Origin of the sequence: Metapseudomonas resinovorans DSM 21078 (genome assembly GCF_000423545.1) — a bacterium.
GTDB lineage: Bacteria > Pseudomonadota > Gammaproteobacteria > Pseudomonadales > Pseudomonadaceae > Metapseudomonas > Metapseudomonas resinovorans.
The window spans coordinates 144,148-169,495 of record NZ_KE384030.1 but is presented as its reverse complement, the minus strand read 5'-3'; the positions used below and the strand labels follow the sequence as shown (position 1 = coordinate 169,495).

The following is a 25,348-nucleotide window of genomic DNA, read 5'->3' as shown; positions in this document are numbered from 1 at the left end:
TGCACGAATTTCCGAATTACAGTCAACACTTGTTCACTGAAGCAGGTTCGACGCCCGCAAAGTGCTTTTGCTAGAGTGCGCCGCACATTCGCCAACGGCCGCGCCCCATGACCCAACGCTCGGAACAGAAGCAGCAGACCCGCCACGCCCTGATGGACGCCGCGCGCATCCTGATGGACAGCGGCCGCGGCTTCGGCAGCCTGAGCCTGCGGGAGGTGGCACGCAACGCCGGTATCGTCCCCACCGGCTTTTATCGCCACTTCAACGATATGGACGAGCTGGGCCTGGCCCTGGTCGAGGAAGTCGGCGAGACCTTCCGCGCCACCATCCGCGTGGTGCGCCACAACGAATTCGAGCTGGGCGGCATCATCGAAGCCTCCGTGCGCATCTTTCTCGATGCGGTGCTCGCCAACCGCGGCCAGTTCCTCTTCCTCGCCCGCGAGCAGTACGGCGGCTCCCAGCCCGTGCGCCAGGCCATCGGCGCATTGCGCCAGCGCATCACCGACGACCTGGCCGCCGACCTCAAGCTGATCAACCGCATGCCGCATCTGGATGACGATTGCCTCGACCTGGTGGCCGACCTGGTCGTGAAGACGGTGTTCGCCACCCTCCCCGAGCTGATCGACCCGCCTGCGGACAACCTGCCGCCGCATCTACTGCCCGCCGCCAAGATCACCCAACAGCTGCGCTTCATCATGATCGGCGGCAAGCACTGGCTGGGACCGGGCAAACCCAAAAACTGACCGCCCCGACAATACCCGCGCACCGCATCGGTGCGAGACGCACCATATCGGACCACCCTCGCGCCCCACAGACAGGCACACCCCCCGCGAAAGCCCCCATGAACGGGCGCTAAGCCATCTTGGCAAGGGCCTTGCTCAGCACCCGGCATTGCACACTGCCGGATTCACCCGATGCTGGTCATCCACGAACGAATTGAAGCCCAGCCCAGCTGGGACGAAGAGCTGCTGCTGACCTACGAGGCGCGCAGCAAGAGTCGCCTGCGCTGCTTCACCGCCCAGGGCGAGGACGTCGGCCTGTTCCTCGAACGTGGCCAGCCGCCGCTGCGCGACGGCGATTGCCTACGCAGCCAGGATGGCCGCGTGGTGCGGGTCAGCGCCCGCCCGGAAGCGCTGCTCCATGTCACCTGCGCCAGTGCCTTCGAGCTGACCCGCGCGGCCTACCACCTCGGCAATCGCCACGTCGCCCTGCAGATCGGCGACGGCTGGCTGCGACTGCTGGACGACTACGTGCTCAAAGCCATGCTCGAACAACTGGGGGCCTCGGTAGAAAACATCGAGGCCGGCTTCCAGCCCGAGCACGGCGCCTATGGCGGCGGCCATCACCACTCTCACCAGCTGGAGGCGGACTTCAGCTACGCGCCACGCCTGCATCAATTCGGTGTGCGCAAGTGAACAAGGCGTGGCAGCTGCTTCGGCTCGCCAGCCCTCAACTGCCCATTGGCGGCTACAGCTACTCGCAAGGACTGGAGCTGGCCGTGGACAGCGGACACGTGCATGACGCGGACAGCGCCGCGTGCTGGATCACCGACCAACTGCTGCTCAACCTGGCGCGCTTCGAGGCGCCCCTGCTGCTGGCCCATTGCGAGGCGGCCGCGCAGGGGGACTGGGCGGAGTTGAAGGCCCTGGCCGAACGCCACCGCGCCAGCCGCGAAACCCGCGAGCTGCAGCTGGAAAGCCGGCAGATGGGCTACTCCCTGCGCCAGTTGCTGAATGACCTGCCCGAGCAGGACGACGCCGCACGCGCCCTCTTTGCCGAACTGGACGAACCCGGCCTGGCCGTGGCCTGGGCCCTGGCCGCACGCGCCTGGTCCATCGACCCGCAGGACGCACTCGCCGCCTGGCTCTGGGGCTGGCTGGAGAACCAGTTGGCGGTGCTGATGAAAACCCTGCCGCTGGGCCAGCAAGCCGCCCAGCGCCTGACCTCCGCCCTGCTGCCCTGCCTGGAGCAAGCCCAGCGCGCGGCCCGTGAAATCCCCCCGGCACGCTGGGGCAGCGCCGCCTTCGGCCTGGCCCTGGCGAGCATGGCGCACGAGCGCCAATACAGCCGTCTGTTCCGTTCCTAGGAGATGCACAGCATATGAACAGCCAACCCCTGCGCGTCGGCATCGGCGGCCCGGTCGGTTCCGGCAAGACCGCCCTGACCCTGGCCCTTTGCCGCGCCCTGCGCGACCGCTACAACCTGGCGGTGGTGACCAACGATATCTACACCCAGGAAGATGCCCAGTTCCTGGTGCGCAACGAGGCCCTGGACCCTGAGCGCATCATCGGCGTCGAGACCGGCGGCTGCCCGCACACGGCCATCCGCGAGGACGCCTCGATCAACCTGGAAGCCGTGGAGCAGCTCAACCGCCGCTTCCCCGGCCTGGACCTGATCCTGGTGGAATCCGGCGGTGACAACCTGTCCGCCACCTTCAGCCCAGAACTCTCCGACCTGACCATTTACGTGATCGACGTCTCCGCCGGCGACAAACTGCCGCGCAAGGGCGGCCCCGGCATCTGCAAATCGGACCTGCTGGTGATCAACAAGGTGGACCTCGCGCCCATGGTCGGCGCCTCGCTGGAGGTCATGGACCGTGACGCCCGCAAGATGCGCGGCGAGCGCCCCTTCGTGTTCAGCAACCAGAAGGTCGGCCAGGGTCTCGACGAGATCATCGCCTTTATCGAGAAACAGGGCCTGCTGACCCATTAACTCCCCTCTCCCACTGGGAGAGGGGCCGGGGGTGAGGGAGGTAATCCCCCACTCCCGTTCTCATGTGAAAGGAGCTTCACCATGAACCTGCGCAAGTCGCTTTTCGCCATCGCCCTGTTCCTCACCCCGGCCATGGCGTTCGCCCATGCCGGTCACGATCATTCCGGCCTGATGGCGGGTGTTGCCCACCCGGTCACCGGCCTCGATCACCTCTTGGCCATGCTTGCGGTCGGCCTCTGGGCAGCGCAGCAGCAGGGCAAGGCGCGCTGGGCGCTGCCCCTGACCTTCGTCGGCACCATGCTGCTGGGCGGCCTTGCCGGCTTTGCCGGTGTGGAGATGCCGCTGATGGAAACCGGCATTGCCGGCTCGGTGCTCGCCCTCGGCCTGCTGGTGGCCGTGGCGGTGCGTCCGCCGCTGTGGCTGGCCATGGGCCTGACCGCCCTGTTCGCCCTGGCCCATGGCGTTGCCCACGGCCTGGAACTGCCGGACCTGGCCAGCCCCTGGGGCTACGCGGCCGGCTTCGTCGCCGCCACCGCCGCCCTGCATGCCGCCGGCTACGGCCTGGTGCGAGCCCTGCCGCAAGCCGCCGCACCGCTGGTGCGCATCGCCGGCGGTGCTTCCGCCGGTGCCGGGGTGTGGTTGTTGGCGGGCTGAGCAAGGCCTGCCACCCACCTCTGTGGGGGCGATTTCAATCGCCCCCACAGGAAATACCCAGATCCCAACTCTTCGCCTTTCCCCTCGCCTCCCCGTCACGTCTTTGTCATAGTCCCCGCGTTTGATTCGGCACGCCCGTCCACGTCTTACGGATAAGAACAACATGAAGCGCTTCGCCCGATTCTTTCTCGCTCCGCTGTTTCTCATCGTCGTCGCCCTGCTGGCGCTGGCCCTGACCAGCCGCCCGGCGGAACGTCCTGCGGTGCTCGCCGGCTTTGGCGACCAACCCCTGGTGATCGCCCATCGCGGCGGTCGCGGCCTCTGGCCGGAAAATACCCTGTTCGCCTTCGAGCGTGCCGCCGCCCTCAAGGTGGACATGCTGGAAATGGATATTCGCCGCACCCGCGATGGCGAGCTCGTAGTGCTGCACGACGCGCGCGTGGATCGCACCACCAATGGCGACGCTAACGTGGCGGAGCTTTCGCTCGCCGAGGTGCAGGCCCTGGACGCCGGCTACCGCTGGAGCGCCGATGGCGGCGAAAGCCATCCCTATCGCGGTCAGGGTATCCGTATCCCGACTTTCGCCGAGGTGCTGGAGCGCTTTCCAGAGCACCCCAAGGTCGTGGAGATCAAGGTGCCGGATGCCGGCATGGAGGAGCAGGTCTGCGCCCTGCTGGACAAGCACGAACAGCGTGAGCGGGTGCTGGTGGGGAGTTTCTACGAGCGCAGCCTGAGCCGCTTCCGCGAGGTCTGCCCCGGCGTCGCCACCTCGGCCGGACCGACCTCGGTGCGCCTGCTGGTGGCGCTGAACTGGATCGGCCTGGGCAGCCTGGTCAGCCCGTCCTACCAGGCCCTGCAGATTCCTGAACACAGCGGCGGCCTGCAGGTGGCCAGTGATCGCCTGATGCGAACCGCGCTGCAACGCGGGCTGGCAGTCCAGATGTGGACCATCAACGAGCAACCGGCCATGCGCCACCTGCTGGACATGGGGGCGAATGGCCTGATCACCGATTACCCGGATCGCGCCCTGCAGCTGCTAGGGCGCTCCACCCGCATCACTTCGCTGAGCGATCAATAGCGAAGCCGGCCCAGGTCTGGCTCACCGGCATCAGCTCGAGGGTGTTGATGTTGATGTGAGCCGGCTGGTTCATGATCCAGAAGATGGTTTCGGCGATGTCGTCCGGCTGAATCGCCTCGGCACCGGCGTAGGTCGCGTCGTACTTGGCCTGGTCGCCGCCGAAGCGCACCAGGGAGAACTCGCTCTCGCACAGGCCCGGTTCGATGTTGGAAACGCGCACGCCAGTGCCCACCAGGTCGTTGCGCAGACTCAGCGAGAACTGGGCGACGAAGGCCTTGGTGGCGCCATACACGTGGCTGCCCGGATAGGGCCAGTTGCCCGCTACGGAACCCAGGTTGACGATGCCAGCACCTCGCCCGTGGGCGATCAGGCGCGGCAGCAGCAGGCGGGTGCTGTACATCAGGCCCTTGATGTTGGTGTCGACCATGGTGTCCCAGTCATCCAGGTCGCACTTGGGCGCCGGGTCGGCCCCCAGGGCCAGGCCGGCGTTATTGATCAGGCCACGAATCTTTTCGTACTTCGCCGGCAGGCCAGCGATGGCCGCTTCCATGGCCTTGCGATCACGCACGTCGAGTTCCAGGGTGTGCACGTCGGTCAGGGCCGACAGTTCATCCTTCAGCGCCTGCAGGCGCGCGGCGCGGCGGCCGGTCAGCACCAGCGACCAGCCAGCCTGGGCGAAGCGCCGGGCGCAGGCCTCGCCGAATCCCGAGGTGGCGCCAGTGATGAAAACGGTGGAAGTCATGCTGTTCTCCTTGCTCTGGGGCACGGGCCCGTTGCGAATAAACCGGCATAGGTTACGCGATCCACAGGGACGCGCTCCTGGCGAAAAATTCATCATGACCATGAACAGCGCGTCAGCAGTGGCTTGCCGCATGTATTCCCAAGCTTATCCACAGTTTTTCACACAGCAGACGGGGACAACTTGGCAGGCGTCGTGCGGCGGTGGATGAATGCTGCAAGCCACGGTTTTCATGGGAAAAACAATCATTGATCAGAATCTGAGCAACTGCTTGCCCAGTACGTAAACCGCTGCCTGGAGAGAAGTGCCACCAAGTTATCCACAGAACGCTACACAGAGATTGTGATCAATTCCGCCGCCGCGCCATCGACTCGCTGTGGATATCGCCACTTCGGACAGACGGGGCCGGCACTTTTCCCCATGGACCTAGACTTCCCTGCCTAACCACAGAGGAGATCGAGCCATGGTCAAAGTCGCCTTGCTGGTACGCCTGGAAGCCAAGCCCGGCAAAGTCGCCGATGTGGAGGACTTTCTCCGCGACGGCCTGCCTCTGGTGCAGGAGGAGCCCGATACCACGGTCTGGTTCGCCCTGCGCATGGGGCCGCATAGCTTTGGCATCTTCGACGCCTTCGACAGTGACCGGGGCCTGCAGGCGCATATGACCGGCAAGGTCGCAGCAGCCCTGATGGAACGCGCCGGGGAACTGTTCAGCGAGCCACCAAAGATCGAGCGGGTGGAGGTGCTGGCATCGAAGTTGCCCTTTGCCGACGCAGGGCTGTAGGGGCGAATTATTCGCCCCTACAGAGAAACCCTCTACGCAGCGATGGACAGCAGCAACTGCGCGGCAATCAGGTCTTCCAGGGCATAGCCCACGGATTTGAACAGGGTGATCTCGCTGTTGGTCTGGCGGTGGCCACGGCCGTGCAGCAGGTCGGCCAGCTCGAAGTGGAGGCTCTGCTCGGTGATGACGCCGTCGGCGATGGCGAAGAGCAGGTCACCGGCTTCTTCCAAGGCTCCCGCACGGGTATCGACGACAATGCGCGAACGAGCGACGGCGGCGCTGTCGGTTTCACGCATGCTCGGCAGGAACGCCCCCACCAGGTCGAGGTGGGTGCCCGGCCGCAGCCAATCCCCGAGGATCAGGGGTGAGGTGGAGGTGGTGACGCAGCTGATGCAGCCGGCTTGTTGGGCGCAGGTCTGCAGGTCGGGGGCGACATGCACCGGGTAGCCTTCTTCTGCCAGTTGGCGCACCAGCTCAGCAGCCTTGTCAGGATGGCGGCCCCAGATATCCACACGCTCGTACGGCCGCACCACGCTGTGGGCACGGACCATGTGCGCGGCGAGTGTACCGGTGCCCACCACCAGCAGGCGACTGGCGTCGTGGCGCACCAGCGCGCTGGCGGCCAGCGCCGAGGTGCAGGCGGTGCGCCGGGCGGTGAGCTCGGAGGCCTCCAGCACCGCCAGAGGGCGGCCGGTGGCGTCGTCGAACAGGGTGAAAAGTGCAGCGACCGAGGGCAGGCCCTTCTCGCCGTTGTGGGGATACACGGTCACCAGCTTCACGCCAACGCCCTGCCCTTTCTGCCAGACCGGCATGCACAGCAGCGAGGCGTCGTCGGGCAGCGCGTGACAGGCGCGAACAGGGGCCTCGGCCGGGTTGGCCAGACCGTGGCGCAGAGCGTCGATGAGTTGTGGATAAGTCAGCGCCGCGGCGACGTCGGCGTTGGTGAAGAAGCGCAGGGTTTGCATGGGAGTCTCCTTGGCAGGCTCGGAGCGCGAGAGGCTTCCCTCACCCCCGGCCCCTCTCCCAGAGGGAGAGGGGAGTCGATCCGGGGAGAGGGGAGCAACGGCGGTCAGTGACCGCCGAGGTAGGCGTTGCGGACGTCCTGGTTGCCCAGCAGTTCTTCGCCCGTACCGCTCATGCGGATTTCCCCGGTGACCATCACATAAGCGCGGTCGGAGAGCCGGAGCGCGTGGTTGGCGTTCTGCTCGACGAGGAAGATGGTCATGCCGGTCTGGGCCAGTTCCCGCAGGGTCTGGAAGATCTGCTTGACCACGATGGGCGCCAGGCCCAGCGAGGGCTCATCGAGCAACAGCAGCTTGGGTCGGCTCATCAGCGCACGGGCGATGGCGAGCATCTGCTGCTCGCCGCCGGACATGGTCATGGCGCGCTGATTGCGGCGCTCCTTCAAGCGCGGGAAGAGATCGAACATGCGCTGCATGTCCTCGTCCGCATGGTCCGTGCCGATGGGGATGGTGCCCATCAGCAGGTTCTCCTCCACGCTCATGTCGGGGAACACCCGGCGTCCTTCCGGGGACTGGGCGACGCCGTTGGACGCCACGTAATGTGCCGATTTGTGGGTGATGTCGGTGCCCCGGTAGACGATGGCGCCATTTGCCGCGCGTGGCTGGCCGAAGATGGACATCAGCAGGGTCGACTTGCCCGCGCCGTTGGCGCCGATCAGGCTCACCGTCTCGCCTTCGTTGATGTGCAGGCTGACGCCCCGCAGGGCCTGGATGGGGCCGTAGAAGACGTCGACTTCCTTGAACTCCAGGAGAGGCGCACTCATGCCACTTCCTCCTCTTCGGCACCGAGGTACGCGGCGATCACCTTGGGATCGTGGCGGATGTCGTGGGGGTTGCCTTCGGCAATCACTTCGCCGTGGTCCAGCACCACGATGTGGTCGGAAATGCTCATCACCATGCCCATGTCGTGTTCGATCAGCAGTACGGTCTGGTCGTGTTCGTCGCGCAGCTTGCGGATGATCCGGCTGAGCGCTTCGGTCTCCGCCGGGTTGAGGCCGGCGGCTGGTTCGTCGAGGCAGACCAGTTGCGGCCGGGTACACATGGCGCGGGCGATCTCCAGGCGGCGCTGCTGGCCGTAGGAGAGTTCGCCGGCCAGGCGGTTGGCGCAGTCCACCAGGTCCACCACTTCCAGCCAGTAGAAGGCGTGGTTCAGCGCGTCTTCCTCGGACTTGCGGAAGCCCGGGGTATTGAACACGCCGGCCAGCAGGTTGCGGTTGACCCACATGTGCTGGGCCACCAGCAGGTTCTCCACCACCGACATTTCGCGGAACAGGCGGATGTTCTGGAAGGTCCGCGCAAGCCCCGCGCGGTTCACCAGGTGGGTGCCGCCGAACATCTTGTAGCGCAGGCGGCTGGCGAACTGCGCCGGGTTGACGAAGTCCGTGGGCTGGAAGGGTTCGCCGAGTACCTTGATCACGTCCGTGGTGGTCCCACGGGCATTGAGCTGGATGCGCCCGCCGGTGGCCTTGTAGAAGCCGGTCAGGCAGTTGAACACGGTGGTCTTGCCGGCACCGTTGGGGCCGATCAGCGCGGAAATGGAGCCGCGCTTGATCTTCAGGCTGACATCGTTGAGCGCCTTGATGCCACCGAAGTGCATCATCAGGTGCTCGACGCTGAGGATGTATTCGTTGCTCATGGGGCGACTCCTTTACGCGGGGTGAAACCAGTGCGGCTGATTCGGATCAGCCCGCGCGGCCGCCAGATCATCATCAACACCATGAGTACGCCGAACAGCAGCACGCGATAGTCGGCGAAGGTGCGCAGTAGCTCTGGGGCCACGGTGAGGACGAAGGCGGCGATCACCACGCCGACCGTGGAGCCCATGCCCCCCAGCACGACGATGGCGAGGATCAGCGCCGACTCGAAGAAGGTGAAGGACGAAGGGTTCACGAAGCCCTGGTAGCTGGCGAAGAACACCCCGGCCAGGCCGGCGGTGGAGGCGCCCAGCATGAACGCCGAGAGTTTCACCAGCACGTGGTTCAGGCCCATGGCGCGGCAGGCGATTTCATCCTCGCGCAGCGCTTCCCAGGCGCGCCCGACCGGCATGCGGGTCAGGCGGTGCTTGATGTAGAGCACCAGCATCACCACCAGGAACAGCACCACATAGATGAACAGGAACTTCAGGTTGGGGTTGTAGGCAACGCCGAAGAACTCGTGGAAGGGCACTCCGCCATCCTTCGCTCGCCGGCCGAACTCCAAGCCGAGGAAGGTGGGCGCCGGTACCGACATACCGTTCGGGCCACCGGTGAAGCTCAGCCAGTTGTTGAGGACCAGGCGAATGATCTCGCCGAAGCCCAGGGTCACGATGGCCAGGTAGTCGCCATGCATGCGCAGCACCGGGAAACCCAGCAATGCGCCGGCCAGGGCGGCCAGCAGGGCGGACAGCGGCAGCACGGTCCAGAAGCCCAGGCCCAGGTGCTCGTAGCCCAGCGCCAGGCCGTAGGCGCCGATGGCATAGAAGGCCACGTAGCCGAGGTCGAGCAGGCCGGCGAGGCCGACCACGATGTTCAGACCCAGGCCCAGCAGCACATAGATCAGCCCGAGGATGACCACGGTGAGCAGGTACTTGCTGGCGAAGAACGGAAAGACCACCGCGGCGACGATCAGCAGCGGGATGATCCAGCGCAGGCGGCTCTGGTAGTCAGGGGCACGCACATGCACGCCGGAACCCGTGGTCTCGAAGCGCTGCATCAGCGTTTCGCCGCGCGGCGTCTGCAGGTAGAGGCTGAGGAAGAAACGGCCGAGCATGACCACGCTGATCATCACGCCGACGCGCTTGAAGTCCAGGTTGAAGCTGTAACCGTCCAGCACCACGCCCATGATGGGGCCGAAGACGATAAGGGCGAGCAGACCGGCGACGACGGCGTCGATCAGGCTCTTCTTGATATCCAGGGGTTTCCTGGCGATGGCAGAAGTCATGATTACACCTTGGCGACGTGCGGACGGCCCAGCAGGCCCTGGGGACGGAAGATCAGGATCAGCACCAGCAGGGAGAAGCTGAACACGTCCTTGTAGTCGGTATTGACCATGCCGGAGAACTGCGCCTCGGCGACGCCGAGGATGATGCCGCCGAGCATCGCGCCGGGCAGCGAGCCGATGCCGCCGAGCACCGCCGCGGTGAAGGCCTTGATGCCGATGATGAAGCCGGCATAGAAGTCGAAGGTGCCGTAGTTCATGGTGATCAGCACGCCGGCCAGGGCGGCCATGGCGGCGCCGATGACGAACACGTAGGAGATCACCCGGTCCGTGTTGATGCCGAGGATCGACGCCATCTTGCGGTCCTGCTGGGTGGCGCGGCACATGCGGCCGAGCTTGGTGCGCTGGATGATGTAGGTCAGCAGGCCCATGCCGACGAAGGCCGCTATCAGGATGAACACCTTGGTGTAGGTCAGCTGCACGAAGCCGTCGCCGATGTGGAACTTCAGCGCGCCGTCGAGCAGCGTGGGCACGCCCTGCTGACGGGCACCCTGGCTGAGCTGCACGTAGTTCTGCAGGATCAGCGACATGCCGATGGCGGAAATCAGCGGCGCCAGGCGGGTGGAGTTGCGCAGCGGCTTGTAGGCGATGCGTTCGATCACGAAGCCGTACACACCGGTCACCAGGATGGTGAACAGCAGGGTGCCGAGGATCAGCAGCGGGAAGGACTCGACCCCGAAGAAGGCCAGGATGGCCAGGGTGATCGCGGCGAGGTAGGCGGAGATCATGTACACCTCGCCGTGGGCGAAGTTGATCATGCCGATGATGCCGTAAACCATGGTGTAGCCGATGGCGATCAAACCGTAGACGGACCCGAGGGTCAGCCCGTTGATCAGCTGTTGCAGGATAATACCGTCCATCACTCAGTCTCGTCTTTTGGGGGTCCGGCCTTGGGTTCGGCCAGCTCCCGCGAGTGGAATCAGACGGGCACCACTGAATTACCGTGTCAAATCGGGCAGTCACCCACCCGGCTCAAGCAAAAAAGGACTTCAGCAGTTTCCCGGAATGCACCGACCGGCCAGGCGCGGGTGGCGCCTGGCCGGTCAGCCGAGCTAGCAAACAGTGTCGGTTCAGGATCGGGCGAGCCAGAGCCAGACCGCAGACGATCCCGGCCGACACTTACTGCTGGGAGTACTTACCCTTGTCGTCCCACTCGTAGATCACGTAGTCGGAAACCTTCAGGTCGCCCTTGGCATCCCATTCCTTCTTGCCCATCACGGTCTGTACCGGATTGGCCTTCAGCCATTCACTGGCCTTGGCCGGATCGTTCGCGCCTGCGCCGTTGAAGCCGGCCGCCAGGGCTTGCAGGGTGGCATAGGCGTAGAGGGTGTAGCCTTCCGGCTCGAAGCCGCCGGCGCGGAACTTCTCGATCACAGCCTGGCCGTCAGCGATCTTGCGCGGGTCGGCGCCGAAGGTCATCTGCACGCCCTTGGTGTATTGCGGGCCGCCGGCGGTGGTAACCAGTTCGTCAGTGACGATGCCGTCGCCGGAGAGGAAGACAGCCGTCAGGCCCTGTTCGCGCATCTGGCGGACCAGCGGGCCGGCTTCCGGGTGCAGGCCGCCGAAGTAGACGACCTCGGCGCCGGTGGCGCGGATCTTGGTGACCAGGGCGTTGAAGTCTTTCTCGCCACGGGTCAGGCCTTCGTACAGGACTTCCTTCACGCCGCGCTTGGCCAGCTGCGCCTTGGTGGCGTCGGCCAGGCCCTGACCGTAGGTGTCCTTGTCGTGGATGATGGCGACCTTGGTGGCCTTGAGCTTGTCGACGATGTAGTCGCCGGCGACGATGCCCTGCTGGTCGTCACGGCCGCACATGCGGAACATGCCGGAGAGGCCGCGCTCGGTCACAGCGGGGTTGGTGGAGCCAGGAGTCATGGCGATGATGCCCGCTTCGTCGTAGACCTCGGAAGCCGGGATGGTGGAGGAGGAGCAGAAGTGGCCGACGACAGCGATAGCCTTGTCCTGGTCCACCAGACGGTTGGCAACGGAAACGGCCTGTTTCGGCTCGCAGGCATCGTCAGCCTTGACCAGCTTGATCTTCTCGCCGTTGACGCCGCCAGCGGCGTTGATGTCCTCGGCGGCCTGGGAGGCGCCGCGCCAGTATTGCTCGCCAAAGGAGGCGTTTGCGCCCGTGTGCGGGCCAGCGACACCAATTACAACATCAGCCTGTGCAACGGAAGAAACGCCCAGCGCGGTGGTAACCGCCAGAGCCAGAAAGCCTTTTCTGAAAATCTTCTGCGACATGGAGTTTTGCTCCTGAGGTTTTTAGGGTTAGCGCTCGTGTTCAGCAAGTGGCGTGCCATTAGTTCTTGTAGTTGCTCCGCGCCCTGAAAGGCCCTTCCCACCTCCTACTCTTTTTATTTTTATTGTTTTAAATCAATAACTTCCAAACAAACGCAAAAAAATCATGGGCGAGTCTGGAAGCCGCACGGCATCAGTGTGCCAGCAGGTCCGGTAACAATAGACTCGCGGTACTTATTTGCACATCACTGGTGCGCGAATTTTCCCACTCCGCACTGTTACTGCCCGGCCTTTGATCCCCCCATCCTGCAAGAAACAACCCGTTGCCTCAAAGCTGTGCAACGCACTTTTTTTGCGACCTATATCACTACGCGCAAACATTGACCGGCGTGGTAGAGCGAGAAACCGGCTTCATAAAGCGAACTTCTGAGCCCCACCGCCGAAACGGCGCGCATGGGCTGGAATGGCATGGGCAGAACCTCTTCATTGCCGCTCAAGAGGTAATCGGCGAAGGCCTTGCCCACCACGCTACCGGTGGTCACGCCACGGCCGTTGTAGCCCGTGAAGGCGAGCAGGCCAGGCGCCGGTTCGTAAAGGCGCATCAGATGATCGGGCGTGAAGTCGATGCAGCCCGTCCAGGTGAACTCCCAGTCCACCTTGCCCAGATAAGGGAAGTAATGCCGCTGGATACGATCGGCCCAGGCGCGCAGGAACCAGTCCGGCTTGCGCGAGCCATTACCCAGGCTACCGAGCAGCAGGCGACCGTCAGCATCGCGGCGGATGCTGCTGAGTACCTGGCGGGTATCCCACGAACCCTGGCCGCCCGGCAGGATGCGCGCAGCCGCCTCGCCCGAGAGCGGCGAGGAAGCCACCTGGTAGTAGTAGCCAGGGAAGAAGTGGCGGCGCAGTTCGGTCCACTCGCCTTCGGTGTAGGCATTGGAGGCGATCACCACCTGCGGTGCGATAGCCACACCGTGCTCGCTGACCACGCACCAGTTGGTGCCCTGGCGCTCCAGGCGCAAAACCTTCGAATGCTCGAAGAGCTGGCCGCCGAGGTACTTCACCGCGCGGGCCAGGCCGCGGGTGTAGCCCATGGGATTGAGGGTGCCGGCGCGGCGGTCGAGCAGCGCGGCGGCGATCTTGTCGGTGCCGGTAGCCTCGCGGCAGGCGGCGCCGGTCAGCAATTCAACGGGTGCGCCACGGCGCTTCCATTGCTCGCAACGGCTGGCGAGGTCAGCCTGGCCGCGGGCGTTGTGGGCCATGTGCAGGGTGCCTTCGCGGCGCAGCTGGCAGTCGATGTCGTAACGATCGACCAGGGAGAACACCAGCGACGGCGCAGCGCCCAGCGTGCGGTTGAGGCGGTCGCCGATCTGCTGGCCAAGGCCGGCCTCGATCTCGTCCGGCGGTATCCACATACCGGCGTTCACCAACCCCACGTTGCGCCCGGAGCCGCCGTGGCCGGCGGTGTGGGCTTCCAGCAGGCAGACGCGCTTGCCCGCCTCCAGCAGATGCAGCGCGGCGGAAAGGCCGGTGAAACCGGCCCCGATCACGCAGACATCGACCTTGACCTCGCCATGCAGCACGGGGCTTTCCGGCAGTTGTGGCGTCAGATACTCCCAGAGGCATTCCTGGCGCAGGGTCATGGGGTGCAGTCCTTAGGGCCTTAACCCACTCAGTCGAAGGTGATGCCCTGGGCCAGCGGCAACTCGTGGGAATAGTTCACGGTATTGGTCTGGCGGCGCATGTAGGCCTTCCAGGCGTCCGAGCCGGATTCGCGGCCGCCGCCGGTTTCCTTCTCGCCACCGAAAGCACCGCCGATCTCCGCGCCGCTCGGGCCGATGTTGACGTTGGCGATGCCGCAGTCGCTGCCCACTGCCGACTGGAACAGCTCGGCCTCGCGCACGTCGGTGGTGAACACGCAGGACGACAGACCCTGGGGCACGGCGTTGTTGAGGGCGATGGCGTCGTCGAAATCGCGGTAGCCGATCACGTAGAGAATCGGGGCGAAGGTTTCATGGCAGACCACGGCGCTCTGGCCCGGCATCTCGACGATGGCCGGCGACACGTAGTAGGCGTTGGGGAACTGCGCTTCAAGCTGGCGCTCGCCACCGAACACCTTGCCGCCTTCGGCGCGGGCCTGTTCCAGGGCACGCTGCATGCCGTCGAAGCTTGGCTTGTCGATCAGCGGACCGATCAGGCTGCCCTCCAGCGGGTGGCCGATGCGCACTTTGGCGTAGGCAGCCTTCAGGCGCTCGACGATCTCGGCCTTCACCGATTCGTGGGCGATCAGCCGGCGCAAGGTGGTGCAGCGCTGGCCGGCGGTACCGACGGCGCTGAAGAGAATGGCGCGTACGGCCAGGTCAAGGTCGGCGCTGGGCGCGAGGATCATCGCGTTGTTGCCACCCAGTTCCAGCACGCTACGGGCGAAGCGAGCCGCCACGCGCGGGGCCACTTCGCGGCCCATGCGGGTGCTGCCGGTGGCACTGACCAGTGCCACACGCGGATCGTCCACCAGGGCTTCGCCCGCTTCGCGGGCGCCGATCACCACCTGGCTGAGGTAGGCCGGGGCTTCGCTGAAATTCTTCGCCACGCGCTCGAACAGCGCCTGGCAGGCCAGGGCGGTGAGCGGGGTCTTCTCCGAGGGCTTCCACACCACCGGGTTGCCGCAGACCAGCGCCAGCGCGGCGTTCCACGACCAGACGGCGACCGGGAAGTTGAACGCGCTGATGACACCGACCACACCCAGCGGGTGCCAGGTTTCACGCATGTGGTGGCCAGGGCGCTCGGAGGCGATGGTCAGGCCGTAGAGCTGGCGCGACAGGCCGACGGCGAAGTCGCAGATGTCGATCATTTCCTGCACTTCACCCAGGCCTTCCTGGGTGATCTTGCCGGCTTCCCAGGACACCAGTTCGCCCAGCTCGGCCTTGTACTGGCGCAGCGCTTCGCCGTATTGGCGGATCAGCTCGCCGCGACGCGGCGCCGGGACCTTGCGCCAGGCCTGGAAGGCCTCGGCAGCGCGGGCGATCTTCTGTTCGACTTCGGCGCGGCCTTCCAGGTGCACGGTGCCGATGCGGCTGCCGTCGATGGGCGAATGAACGGCGTGATCGCCTTGCTGGTAGAGGGATGAATCGACACCGAGGCGGTCAAGCAGTGCGGCAACCATGGGAACTCCTGTTTCGGCGAGTAATGGCACGGTCCCGGTAGGCGCCAGCTTGCTGGCGAACGCTTCGCGAGCACGCTCGCTCCTACCGGTTCGGTGCTGAATCGGAACAGCGTCAGTAATAGCCGCGAAAAGGGCTTGCCAACAAACGACCTTTCCGACACATATCATTCCGTTAATTCATGATCCGGCCCGCCCCGAGAAATTCCGATGCTCAAACGCCACATGCCCTCGATCACCGCCCTGCAATGCTTCGAAGCGGTGGCCCGGCACCTCAGCTTCACCCGTGCGTCCGAGGAGCTGAACCTGACCCAGAGCGCGGTGAGCAAGCAGGTGGCGCAGCTCGAAGAACTGCTCCAGCACTTGCTGTTCCGCCGCGTGCGCCGACGCCTGCAGCTGACCCCGGCGGGCTCGCTGTACCTCACCGAGGTGCGCAAGATCCTCGCCCAGGTGGAGATGTCCACCCACTACATGCTGTCCTACGGTGGTGATACCGAAGTGCTGCGCGTGGCCACGCCACCCACCTTCGGCGCGCGCTGGCTGATCCCGCGGCTGAAGGGCTGGCGCCTGCGTCACCCGAATATTCACCTGGACCTGCGCAACGAGCTGGAGCCCAACGCTCTGGTCCAGGGCCGTAGCGACGTAGCCTTCTATTTCGGCCATGGCGCCCTGCCCGGCGCCGAGTGCATCCGCCTGTTCAGCGAGGAAGTGGTGCCGGTCTGCGCGCCCGGCTCGATGCCCGAGCGGCCCTTCACCGAGCCGACCCAGCTCACCGAACTGGTCCTGCTGCAGAACGCCACCCGCCCGGAGGCCTGGCACGAATGGTTCCAGAGCCAGGACCGGCACACCGAGCACAGCTACCACGGGCCGCGCTTCGACACCTCCTACATGTGCATCCGCGCCGCCCAGGCCGGCTGCGGCGTGGCCCTGTTGCCGCGCTTCCTGGTGGAAGAGGAACTGCAGGAAGGCAAGCTCGTGATCCCCTGGGACCACCCCATGCCCAGTCGCAATGCCTATTACCTGGCCTACCCTGAACATGCTGCCGAAGTACCGAAGGTGCGCGACTTCGTGCGCTGGATGCTGGAGCAGATGGACCAGGAATAAACGGGGCTGCTGCGCTGCCCTTGGCGATGAATTCGCCCCTACATTGAATGTGCTTGCCACCGCGCATGGCATCAGGAAAAAACGGAATGAACCCACCGGTTTTTTTCGTTTGCCCCAACGCAGTCGGGCTGCTTGGATAGGCTCACCTTTCTCCATCCCGGAATCGTTCCATGCCAGCCAACGAACGCCTGTTTGCCCTGGTCGCCAGCGTGATCGGCGAGCCCGCCGCCCGCTGGGTCGAAGCCCATGTGGAAATCCCCGCCGGCCTGTCCGCCTTTCCATTCAGCGACGCCGCCGTGCACCGCGCCTGGCTGGCCGAGGCGCTGAACCTCTGCCTGTTCCACAAACTGGTGGAGGCAGTGCCCATTGGCCGCACCTATGTGGAGGAGCAACAGGCCAAGGGTCGCCAGGTGGTGTTCGACCATGGTGCCATTCGCACCGTCGACTGGCCGGACAACGGCGCCCTGCCCCGCGGCCGCCAGGCATTCGCCCGGTTGCTGGAGCCCCTGGGCTTCGCCGATGTGCGCACCTATCCGCTGACCAGCCTGAAGATGACCGGCTACGCCTACCGGCAGATGGACCTCCCCGAGGACATCGCCCAGTTCTTCGTCTCGGAACTGCATCCGGGTCGCTTCAGTGAAAGTTTCCAGTTGGCGGTGAGCCGCGTAGTGGGCGACAGCCGTGACCCGCTGGACGCCGGCCACAAGGCCATCCTCGATACCCTCTGGCGCCAGCGCCAGTGCAGCTACGCCGAGGCCATGCACCTGCTGCCAGCGCTCTATCGAGCCTTCGACCGCCAGCACGGGGTCGTGCATGACCACGACTATCACCTGCTGCGCGAGGAAAGCGTGGAAATGGCCTGGATCGCCACCGAGGGGAATATGTTCAACCACCTCACTGACCGCGTCGTCGACCTGCAGGCGGTGGTGGATGAACAGAACGCCAAGGGCCGACCGATGAAGGCCAGCATCGAAGTCTCGACCTCCGGCCGGGTGATGCAGACCGCCTACCGCGCGGTGCAGGTGCAGCGGGATTTCATCGACAGCAGCGGCCGCGCTGTACAACGTGAAGTGCCGGGCTCCTTCGTCGAGTTCATCCAGCGCAAGCTTGACCCGGAAACCACGCGCCTGGACCTGAACTTCGACAGCAGCAACGCCCAGGGCATTTTCAAGATGACCGCCGGTTCGTAGGGGCGAACTCCCTCTGCACAAATGAAAAGGCCGCTACACGGAGCGGCCTTTTCGCATTCACCTGGAGGTCAGTCGACCAGGGCCAGGGTTCCCTTCATCATCGACACGTGGCCCGGGAAGGAGCAGAAGAACTCATAGCCCTCACCGGCCGCCAGCTTGGCCACGTCGAAGGTCACGCTGTCGCTCTCGCCGCCGCCGATCATCTTCGTATGGGCGATGATGCGTGGGTCGTCAGCCTTGAGGTAATCCTTGTCGAGGCCGACCGTGATGCCTTCGGAGGCGATCGACGTGGCATCGGCGGTCTTGCTCAACACCCAGTTGTGGCCCATCACGTTCCTGGGCAGCTTGCCGACGTGCTTGAGATTCACGGTGAAGGTCTTGCAGCTTTTGCTGACCTTGATTTCCTTGGTATCGAAACTCATCTGGTCAGTGCCTTGCACATCCACGGCACACTCGGCGGCCAGCAAAGGCGCACTGGCCAGGGCCAGCACGGATGCGACGGCGAACTTGCGAATCATTGGTGTCTCCTTGACGTTCCGGGCAATATGCCCGGGCCGAAGACTGCCCCAGGGGAGCGCCTACCCCCATGACCTGAGGCAATGAACCTCCACTTCAGCCTTCAAGGGAACTGATTCATGCTGTCCTTCTTCATTGCCGCCATGCTGCTTGGCTTCGTATTCAATGCCGCGCCCGGCGCTGTCTTCAGCGAGACCCTGCGGCGCGGCCTGCGGGACGGCTACAAGCCCGCACTGATGGTGCAGATCGGCTCCCTGGTGGGCGATGCCACCTGGGCCGCCCTGGGCCTTACCGGCCTCGCCCTGCTGCTGGACAGCGCCGCAGTGCGCTACCCGTTGACCATCGCCAGCGCCCTCTACCTGGGCTGGCTCGGCCTGCAGTCCCTGCGTGACGCCCGTCGCCCGCCGCAACCTTCGACCGAGGAAGCAGGTGCCAGCGGCGGCGCCTTCGCCTCAGGCGCGGCGCTGTCGCTGACCAATCCGCAGAACATTGTCTACTGGGCCGCAATGGGCGGTGCCATGGCCGCGATCGGCGTGGCCGAGCCAACGCCGACCCACCTGGCGGTATTCTTCTCCGGTTTCATGCTGTCTTCGCTGCTCTGGTGCTTCATCTGCGCCGGCCTGGTGGACTGGTTCCGCCGCGCCGCATCCACCCTCTGGCATCGCCTCACCTACCTGGCCTGCGGGCTCTGCCTGCTGGGGCTGTCGGGGATGACAGCGGCGGAATTGCTGAAGCTGGCCTGATCTATCGCCGCAATCGAAGCAATCAACCGGCGGACCACCGGACGCCGCTCTAACATGGCGCCATTCATCCAGAAGGAGATGCGCCATGAACTTCCTGCAAAGCCTGCTCGCCGCCTATGCCGCCGGGGCCTGCGGCGCTTCCGCCGATTAATCCTTCCCCCTACCGTTCGGAAGCTGACCACTTACGCAGCTTGGAGCACGAGAACGAAGCCGGTACTCTTGCGCGCTTTTTTCGCACCAGGAGTCCCCCATGTCCTTGCGTTCCATCTGTGTGTTCTGCGGCGCCAGCCCCGGCGCCAAGCCGATCTACCGTGAAGCAGCCGCCCTCCTGGGACACACCCTGGCCGAACGCGGCATCACCCTGGTCTACGGCGGCGGCGCAGTCGGCCTGATGGGCACCGTGGCCGACGCAGCCCTGGCTGCTGGCGGCGAAGTCATCGGGGTGATTCCGCAGAGCCTGATGGACGCCGAGATCGGCCACAAAGGCCTGACCCGCCTGGAAGTGGTGGACGGCATGCACGCTCGCAAGGCGCGTATGGCAGAACTCAGCGATGCGTTCATCGCCCTGCCCGGCGGCCTGGGCACCCTGGAAGAGCTGTTCGAGATCTGGACCTGGGGCCAACTGGGCTACCACAGCAAGCCCCTGGGCCTGCTGGAAGTGAACAGCTTCTACGACAAGCTCACCGACTTCCTCGACCACCTGGTGGAAGAACGCTTCGTGCGTGACCAGCATCGCGGCATGCTGCAGGTCGGCGGTCACCCCGAAACCCTGCTGGACCGCCTGGAAGCCTGGCGCCCCAGCAGCGCACCCAAGTGGGTCGACCGCAAGCCGCACTGACCGCGTGCGCGTCCCGGCCTTAGACTGTCGGGACGAACCCATGAGCAGGAGCGCCCCATGGAAGACGACGAGCGGATCAAGGTCTACTACAACAGCGCCTGCCCGGTGTGCAAAGCCGGGATCGAAGGCCAGATGGGCAAGACCACCGCCTGCCAGGTGGAGTGGGCCGATATCCACCAGGACAACAGCGCGGTGGAGGAAATCGGCGAAAATCTCGAGTACGTCCGCGAACGTCTGCACCTGGTGGACGAACTGGGCGTCAAGCACATGGGGATGGACGCCTTCATCGTGCTCTGGCGCCACTCGCCGCGAGAACGCTGGAAGGCGTGGCTATTCTCCCTGCCGGTGATTCACGGCCTCGCGCAACTTGCCTACAAGGCCTTCGCCCGCCTGCTGTATCGCTGGAACAAGGCCAAGCATCACTGGTGACATGGATGACCCCTGCAATCGAAACCCTGACGATCCTCTCTCCCACCGACCGCCAACGCCTGGTGGAGGTCTGGGAAGGCGCCGTACGCGCCACCCACCACTTCCTCTGCGAAGACGACATCCAGTTCTTCAAGCCCCTGGTACGGGATGCCTACCTGGATTCGGTAGAGCTTGCCTGCCTGCGGAATACCGATGGCTGCATTGCCGGCTTTGTCGGCACCGACGGGACGAAGGTGGAGATGCTCTTCGTCGATCCGGCCCAACGCGGCCAGGGAATCGGTCGCGCGCTGATGGAGCACGCAATGGCGCTTGGCGCGCGCAGCGTCGACGTGAACGAACATAATCCGCAGGCGGTGGGCTTTTACCTGCGCCTGGGGTTCGTGCAGTACGACCGCTCGGAAGTGGATGGTTCGGGGAAGCCGTTCCCGATCCTGCATCTGCGCAAGGACTGAGCGGCGGCCCCGTAGCGTGGACCACGCGTCACCGGTCCACCTTTCCGACACCCTCTCCCAGAAGGGATAGGGTGCGGACCATGCCAAGGTTAGGCTGAGCGCGTTTCCTGTAGGGGCGAGTTCATTCGCCAAGCAGGCCGAAGGCCTGCCACAGGTCAAGCCTGCGGCTGCTGCATGATGATGGTCTGCGCCGGCATCGGCGCGGGGAAGTCGGCACCGCCCAGCGAGTCCTTGATCACCCGGTTGGCATCGAAATACACCTGCCAGTAGTTGTCGTTATGGCAATGAGGACGCACCGCCAGCACCGGACCCACCAGGTTGAACTCAAGGATTTCCACATCCACCGGCGGATCGCTCAGCACGTTGGGGATCGCCGCAATACGCTGCTTGAGCAACGCCACGGCTGCCTGGTAGTCGGCGGCGCCGGAGAGCTGGGCCTTCAACTCGACCCGGCGGAAGGTGTTGTGGCTGAAGTTCTGGATGTTGTCGCTGAAGATCTTGTTGTTGCCCACCAGGGTCATCACGTTGTCCGGGGTGTTAATGGTGGTGGCGAACAGGCCGATCTCCTTCACCGTGCCAACCACGCCGCCGGCGCTGATGAAGTCCCCCACCTTGAACGGCCGCAGGACGATGATGAAGCCGCCCGCCGCCAGGTTGGCCAGCAGCCCCGACCAGGCCATACCGATGGCCAGACCGACCGCCGCGATCAGCGCCGCCAGGCTGGTGGTCTGGATGCCGAAGAAGCCGAGGATACCCACCACCAGGAGGATGTTCAGGGTCACGGTGATGAACGAGCCGACGTAACGCAGCACCGTCGGGTCAACCTTTTGCCGCTCCAGGGAGCGCTGGACCAGGCCGACCGCAAAGCCGATGAGCCAGCGACCGACCACCCAGAAGGCGATCGCCGCGAGAATCTTGATGCCGAAGGTGGTGGCGTACTGCGTGACCGTGGTCATGAACGCGCTGACCTTCTCGGTACCTACATTAACGAGGGTTGTTTCATCCATGGCAAAGCACCTTGCAGGAGAGAAGTGGCCCCGAAAAAGCTAGCACGGCGCCGGCAAAGTGCTTGCCGACGGCGCAGTGAGCTTCATTCAGGATGGAGCCAGCGGCGCTTTGCGGGCCTGTGAAACCCATTGATCGCACCTGATGGGTATCGCTCCGCTCCAGCCATCCTACGAAGGGCAAGGCGTCAGATCGCGAGTTCCCAGAGCGGCATGACGGTCACCCGCACTTCCGGGTCATGGCTGCCACCGCCGAGGATGACGCCGCGCAGGGGCGAGACATCGGAGAAATCGCGGCCCCAGGCGAGGGTGATGTGTTCCAGGTTGGGCAGGATGTTGTTGGTGGGGTCGAAGTCCACCCAGCCATTGCGCGGGCAATACACCGAGACCCAGGCGTGGGAGGCATCAGCACCGATCAGGCGCGGCTGGCCGGGGGGCGGCTGGGTCAGCAGGTAGCCGCTGACGTAGCGCGCCGCCAGCCCACGGGAGCGCAGGCAGGCCAGCATCAGGTGGGCGAAGTCCTGGCAGACGCCACGACGGCGCTCCAGCACTTCGGTCAGCGGCGTCGCCACCTGGGTCGCCTCGGCATCGAAGGCGAACTCGCTGAAAATCTTCTCCATCAGTGCCGCCGTGCCCTGCAGCAGCGGCCTGCCGGCGGGGAAGCAGCCCGCGGCGAACTCGGCGAACTGGCGCTTGATACGTACGTAGGGCGATTCCACCCGGTAGCGGCAGGCGTCCAGCTCAGTGGGTGACAACGCCCGACCGGTGTATGCCAGGGTTGCCGGCACCAGCTCCCAGGGTGGCGAGGCGGCCAGGTCCGACGGGCCATGGGGCAGCACCTCGACCTGCAGGCGGGTATTCACCTGCAACTCGTCGTGGGGACGCTCGAAAGCCAGGCGCGTCAGCGGGTTGCCGAACACGTCCAGCAGGTCCTGGCGCAAGGTCGGCTCGGGGGTGACCAGCAACTGCTGGCCGCTGCACTGCTGCCACGGGCAGTCCCGCGGCCATAGGTGTACCAGTTGCTGGGACAACGACACCGGCGCCGAATAGCGGTAGTGGGTGTCGTGGAACACCTGGTAGCGGGCACCCTGCACGGGGGCGATGGAGTGGGCTTGTGCACGCATCAGGTGGATACCGTTTGCTGGCTGACGTCGTCGACGTGGGCAAAATAGCGCAATCCGAGCCGATCGGAGACCAGTCCGACGTTCTGCGCGATCTCCCGCAGCAGGCCAGCCAGCCCGGCAAGCACCTCATCCAGGCTCTCGCTGCCGAACAACGGGTCTTCCAGGGTGGCCAGGTCGAAGGCCAGCAGGCGCCCGATCAAACCGCTCAGCACCAGCTCCTGGGGCGCGCCGAACTCCAGGTGCAGGCGTCCCAGCGAGCGCTCCAGCGCCTGCAACTGAAAGCGCAGGGCATGGGGGTTCTGCTCGTGCAGCAGGAGCAGATCGAGCACCGGGATCAGTTGCGGGGAAGCCAGGTAGCGCGAGCGGTAGGTGATGGTGCTGTTGCCCAGTTCCAGCAGCCACTCCAGGGCACCTTGATCCCAGGCGTCTCCGCCCTCGAGGAAACCGGCGATGCTGTCGGCATAGAACTGCACCCGTTCGATGCGGCGGCCGATCATCAGGAAGCGCCAGCCATCGTCGCGGGTCATGTCATCCAGGGCAAAGCCGGACAGCGCGGCCAGGGACATCAGCAGGCGGTTGAGGAACTCCAGGGCCTCGCCCAGATCGGTGCGTTTCGGATCAAGCGCCTGGGCCTCGCGGTGCAGCTCCAGCACCGCGTGCCAGTTCTCCCGCGACAGCCGGCCACGGACCTGAGCCGCGGCCCAATGCAGGCGGCGCAGGTTGGCGCTGACGCTGCTCGGCCATTCGTCGTCCAGCAGCGCCGCCAGCAAGCGCTGCTCCAGGGGTTCCTCGCCCGGGGGCAGCAGGCCAATGGCGCCAGCCAACTGCAGGGCCGATTGCAGCGCCCGTTCATCCCCGTCGGCATCCACGTATCGCGACAGCACCACGCGCAATAGGCGCGCACCGTCATCGCAGCGTTCGCCATAGCGGCCGAACCAGTAGAGGTTCTCCACCACCCGCGACGGCAGATAGGGGTCCTGCCGGATCAGGTCGCGCACGCCGAGGGTGCGCGGGCGCAACGGCTCGCCTACGACCGGCAAGTCGGCCAGCACCCAGGTGTCCTTGCTGGCGCCACCGCGCTGCATGGAAACCACCTCGGCGTCCGCCGCCGAAGCCACCCGCGTCAGGCCGCCGGGCATGACCCAATAGTTGCCATCGGCGCTGGCCACGGCGAACACGCGCATACCGATGGCCCGCGACTGTATTTCCCCCGCTGCTCCATTCCCCTGCCAGATCGGGGCCTGGGACAGCTGTGCCATGCGCTGGGCGACATAGGCATGGGGATGGGCCTGCAGGCGCTTGCGCAGGGCCAGCAGCGCACCGTCTTCCAGGGCATGGCCGAACAGCGGCTCGAAGCTCTGGCTGGGGAACGCTGGTTTGATCACCAGTCCGGCCAAGCCCTCCAGCGATTTGCCCAGCACCGGCCCCTGGCCGCACCACCAGGTGCCCACGGTGGGCAACAGCAGGCTCTCGCCCAGCAAATACTGGCTGGCCTTCGGCAGGAAGCCCAGCAACCCCGGCGACTCCAGCACACCGCTGCCCAGGGCGTTGGCCACCAGCACCCGCCCCTTGCGTACCGCGTCCAGCAGGCCGGGCACGCCCAGGGCCGAGTCCGTGCGCAGCTCCAACGGATCGCAGTAGTCGTCATCGAGGCGACGCAAAACGGCATGGACGCGTTTCAGGCCGCCAAGGGTCTTGAGGTAGAGGGTAGCGTCGCGCACCGTCAGGTCGTGGCCCTCCACCAGCGGGAAGCCAAGCTGGCGCGCAAGGTAGAGGTGTTCGAAGTAGGTTTCGTTGAAGCGGCCGGGGGTCAGCAGAATCACCAGGGGCGTCTCGCCATCGCTGGGGGCCTGGCGGATTAGGGTTTCCTGCAGGGTGCGGAAGTAGCCGGCCAGGTACTGCACACGCAGGTCGCGGTACAGCTCCGGCAAGGCGCGGGAGACGATCTGCCGGTTCTCCAGGGCATAACCAGCACCGGAGGGCGCCTGGGTACGGTCGGCCAGTACATGCCAGCGGCCGTCCGCATCGCGGGCCAGATCCACCGCATAGCTGTGCAGGAAAATGCCGCCCGGCGGCTGCACGCCCTGGCAGGGCCAGAGGAAGTTGGGATGACCGTACACCAGTTCGCTGGGCAACAGCCCTTCGGCCAACAGGCGTTGCTCGCCATAGAGGTCGGCCAGCACCGCATTGAGCAGGCGCGCGCGCTGCGCCACGCCCGCAGCGATAGGCTGCCATTCTTCGGCCGAGAGCAGGTTGGGCAGCAGGTCCAGCTCCCAGGGGCGGTCGGTGCCCTTGGGATCGGCGTAGACGTTGTAGGTGACGCCATTTTCCTGGATCTGCCGCGCCAGCAATTCCTGACGCTGCTGCATCTGCGCCGGACTGCTGCGCTCGAGCTGCTGGAACAGGCGCTTCCAGTGCGGGCGCACCTGGCCCTCGGCATCCAGCAGTTCGTGGTAGGCCGTGGCGGTCAGGGGATAGTTGGCTAGCAGATCGGACATCAAAGGGCTCGGCAGATGGGCAGCAGGGAAACTTTAGCGGACAGCGCGACGCCCGGCCGCCATACCGGCGGCCGGGGCGCCACGCGCACC

At 65.3% G+C, this 25,348-nt stretch carries 26 protein-coding genes; 13 read left to right on the top strand and 13 right to left on the bottom strand.

What is annotated here, in order from left to right; genetic code table 11:
* The first annotated feature begins 107 nt into the window (after positions 1-107).
* The 6 genes from G559_RS0124150 to G559_RS0124125 all read left to right on the top strand — a co-directional run bounded on the left by G559_RS0124150 (position 108) and on the right by G559_RS0124125 (position 4,444).
* On the top strand, positions 108-743 hold the full coding sequence (locus G559_RS0124150; RefSeq protein WP_028630695.1) for a TetR family transcriptional regulator: 636 nt from the start codon (positions 108-110) through the stop codon (positions 741-743).
* Positions 744-914: 171 nt separating this feature from the next.
* The gene (gene ureE / locus G559_RS0124145; RefSeq protein WP_028630694.1) at positions 915-1,415 is read left to right on the top strand and encodes an urease accessory protein UreE; all 501 of its coding nucleotides are present in this window, start codon (positions 915-917) and stop codon (positions 1,413-1,415) included.
* Complete coding sequence (locus G559_RS0124140; RefSeq protein WP_028630693.1) at positions 1,412-2,086, top strand: urease accessory protein UreF; 675 nt, start codon at positions 1,412-1,414, stop codon at positions 2,084-2,086. The genes ureE and G559_RS0124140 overlap by 4 nt, the downstream gene beginning before the upstream one ends.
* Positions 2,087-2,100: 14 nt before the next feature.
* Complete coding sequence (gene ureG, locus G559_RS0124135) at positions 2,101-2,712, top strand: urease accessory protein UreG (RefSeq protein ID WP_028630692.1); 612 nt, start codon at positions 2,101-2,103, stop codon at positions 2,710-2,712.
* Positions 2,713-2,793: 81 nt separating this feature from the next.
* Entirely contained in the window at positions 2,794-3,366 is a 573-nt protein-coding gene (locus G559_RS0124130; RefSeq protein WP_028630691.1) for a HupE/UreJ family protein, read from the top strand.
* A 163-nt stretch (positions 3,367-3,529) separates the two neighbouring features.
* Positions 3,530-4,444, top strand: coding sequence for a glycerophosphodiester phosphodiesterase (locus tag G559_RS0124125; RefSeq protein WP_028630690.1), 915 nt, complete (start codon positions 3,530-3,532; stop codon positions 4,442-4,444).
* On the opposite strand, the gene G559_RS0124120 is transcribed toward G559_RS0124125, so the two are convergent.
* On the bottom strand, positions 4,422-5,186 hold the full coding sequence (locus tag G559_RS0124120; protein ID WP_028630689.1) for an SDR family oxidoreductase: 765 nt from the start codon (positions 5,184-5,186) through the stop codon (positions 4,422-4,424). The genes G559_RS0124125 and G559_RS0124120 overlap by 23 nt on opposite strands.
* A gap of 460 nt (positions 5,187-5,646) precedes the next feature.
* Between G559_RS0124120 and G559_RS0124115 the strand changes: the two genes are divergently transcribed.
* Positions 5,647-5,964 (top strand): putative quinol monooxygenase, encoded by a 318-nt coding sequence (locus G559_RS0124115; protein ID WP_028630688.1) that lies wholly within the window; start codon positions 5,647-5,649, stop codon positions 5,962-5,964.
* 32 nt (positions 5,965-5,996) lie between these two features.
* Here the strand turns inward: G559_RS0124115 and lhpI are convergent, their stop codons facing one another.
* The 8 genes from lhpI to amaB all read right to left on the bottom strand — a co-directional run bounded on the left by lhpI (position 5,997) and on the right by amaB (position 15,363).
* Positions 5,997-6,929 carry a bifunctional Delta(1)-pyrroline-2-carboxylate/Delta(1)-piperideine-2-carboxylate reductase gene (lhpI, locus tag G559_RS0124110; protein WP_028630687.1) on the bottom strand — a complete coding sequence of 311 codons (933 nt, stop codon included), beginning with the start codon at positions 6,927-6,929 and terminating at the stop codon, positions 5,997-5,999.
* A 104-nt stretch (positions 6,930-7,033) separates the two neighbouring features.
* A complete protein-coding gene (locus G559_RS0124105; RefSeq protein WP_028630686.1) occupies positions 7,034-7,750 on the bottom strand; it encodes an ABC transporter ATP-binding protein in 717 nt (238 codons plus the stop codon).
* Positions 7,747-8,622, bottom strand: a complete 876-nt coding sequence (locus tag G559_RS0124100; RefSeq protein WP_028630685.1) for an ABC transporter ATP-binding protein — start codon at positions 8,620-8,622, stop codon at positions 7,747-7,749. Before G559_RS0124100 ends, G559_RS0124105 begins: the two co-directional genes overlap by 4 nt.
* The gene (gene livM / locus G559_RS0124095) at positions 8,619-9,905 is read right to left on the bottom strand and encodes a high-affinity branched-chain amino acid ABC transporter permease LivM (RefSeq protein WP_028630684.1); all 1,287 of its coding nucleotides are present in this window, start codon (positions 9,903-9,905) and stop codon (positions 8,619-8,621) included. Before livM ends, G559_RS0124100 begins: the two co-directional genes overlap by 4 nt.
* 2 nt (positions 9,906-9,907) lie before the next feature.
* Positions 9,908-10,822 carry an ABC transporter permease subunit gene (locus G559_RS0124090; RefSeq protein ID WP_028630683.1) on the bottom strand — a complete coding sequence of 305 codons (915 nt, stop codon included), beginning with the start codon at positions 10,820-10,822 and terminating at the stop codon, positions 9,908-9,910.
* 259 nt (positions 10,823-11,081) lie between these two features.
* On the bottom strand, positions 11,082-12,203 hold the full coding sequence (locus tag G559_RS0124085; RefSeq protein WP_028630682.1) for a branched-chain amino acid ABC transporter substrate-binding protein: 1,122 nt from the start codon (positions 12,201-12,203) through the stop codon (positions 11,082-11,084).
* 356 nt (positions 12,204-12,559) lie between these two features.
* On the bottom strand, positions 12,560-13,843 hold the full coding sequence (gene amaA / locus G559_RS0124080) for an L-pipecolate oxidase (protein WP_028630681.1): 1,284 nt from the start codon (positions 13,841-13,843) through the stop codon (positions 12,560-12,562).
* A gap of 29 nt (positions 13,844-13,872) precedes the next feature.
* Positions 13,873-15,363, bottom strand: coding sequence for an L-piperidine-6-carboxylate dehydrogenase (gene amaB / locus G559_RS0124075; protein ID WP_028630680.1), 1,491 nt, complete (start codon positions 15,361-15,363; stop codon positions 13,873-13,875).
* A gap of 207 nt (positions 15,364-15,570) precedes the next feature.
* On the opposite strand from amaB, the gene G559_RS0124070 reads away from it, so the two are divergent.
* Both G559_RS0124070 and G559_RS0124065 read left to right on the top strand, forming a co-directional pair.
* Positions 15,571-16,464 carry a LysR family transcriptional regulator gene (locus G559_RS0124070; protein ID WP_028630679.1) on the top strand — a complete coding sequence of 298 codons (894 nt, stop codon included), beginning with the start codon at positions 15,571-15,573 and terminating at the stop codon, positions 16,462-16,464.
* Positions 16,465-16,634: 170 nt separating this feature from the next.
* Positions 16,635-17,654, top strand: coding sequence for a DUF1338 domain-containing protein (locus G559_RS0124065; RefSeq protein WP_028630678.1), 1,020 nt, complete (start codon positions 16,635-16,637; stop codon positions 17,652-17,654).
* A 68-nt stretch (positions 17,655-17,722) separates the two neighbouring features.
* Here the strand turns inward: G559_RS0124065 and azu are convergent, their stop codons facing one another.
* Positions 17,723-18,172 carry an azurin gene (azu, locus tag G559_RS0124060; RefSeq protein ID WP_028630677.1) on the bottom strand — a complete coding sequence of 150 codons (450 nt, stop codon included), beginning with the start codon at positions 18,170-18,172 and terminating at the stop codon, positions 17,723-17,725.
* Between the two features lie 117 nt (positions 18,173-18,289).
* Here azu and G559_RS0124055 point away from each other — a divergent pair, with 117 nt between their 5' ends.
* From G559_RS0124055 to G559_RS0124040, 4 genes are all read left to right on the top strand, one after another.
* Entirely contained in the window at positions 18,290-18,913 is a 624-nt protein-coding gene (locus tag G559_RS0124055; protein ID WP_028630676.1) for a LysE family transporter, read from the top strand.
* 250 nt (positions 18,914-19,163) lie between these two features.
* On the top strand, positions 19,164-19,751 hold the full coding sequence (locus tag G559_RS0124050; protein WP_028630675.1) for an LOG family protein: 588 nt from the start codon (positions 19,164-19,166) through the stop codon (positions 19,749-19,751).
* A 57-nt stretch (positions 19,752-19,808) separates the two neighbouring features.
* Complete coding sequence (locus G559_RS0124045) at positions 19,809-20,180, top strand: thiol-disulfide oxidoreductase DCC family protein (RefSeq protein ID WP_028630674.1); 372 nt, start codon at positions 19,809-19,811, stop codon at positions 20,178-20,180.
* A gap of 5 nt (positions 20,181-20,185) precedes the next feature.
* Complete coding sequence (locus G559_RS0124040; RefSeq protein ID WP_036997827.1) at positions 20,186-20,632, top strand: GNAT family N-acetyltransferase; 447 nt, start codon at positions 20,186-20,188, stop codon at positions 20,630-20,632.
* 155 nt (positions 20,633-20,787) lie between these two features.
* Here G559_RS0124040 and G559_RS0124035 read toward each other — a convergent pair whose 3' ends face one another.
* From G559_RS0124035 to G559_RS0124025, 3 genes are all read right to left on the bottom strand, one after another.
* Positions 20,788-21,639 carry a mechanosensitive ion channel family protein gene (locus G559_RS0124035; RefSeq protein WP_028630672.1) on the bottom strand — a complete coding sequence of 284 codons (852 nt, stop codon included), beginning with the start codon at positions 21,637-21,639 and terminating at the stop codon, positions 20,788-20,790.
* Between the two features lie 185 nt (positions 21,640-21,824).
* Positions 21,825-22,760, bottom strand: a complete 936-nt coding sequence (locus tag G559_RS0124030) for a transglutaminase family protein (protein ID WP_028630671.1) — start codon at positions 22,758-22,760, stop codon at positions 21,825-21,827.
* The gene (locus G559_RS0124025; protein ID WP_028630670.1) at positions 22,760-25,258 is read right to left on the bottom strand and encodes a circularly permuted type 2 ATP-grasp protein; all 2,499 of its coding nucleotides are present in this window, start codon (positions 25,256-25,258) and stop codon (positions 22,760-22,762) included. The genes G559_RS0124030 and G559_RS0124025 overlap by 1 nt, the downstream gene beginning before the upstream one ends.
* Positions 25,259-25,348: the final 90 nt, after the last annotated feature.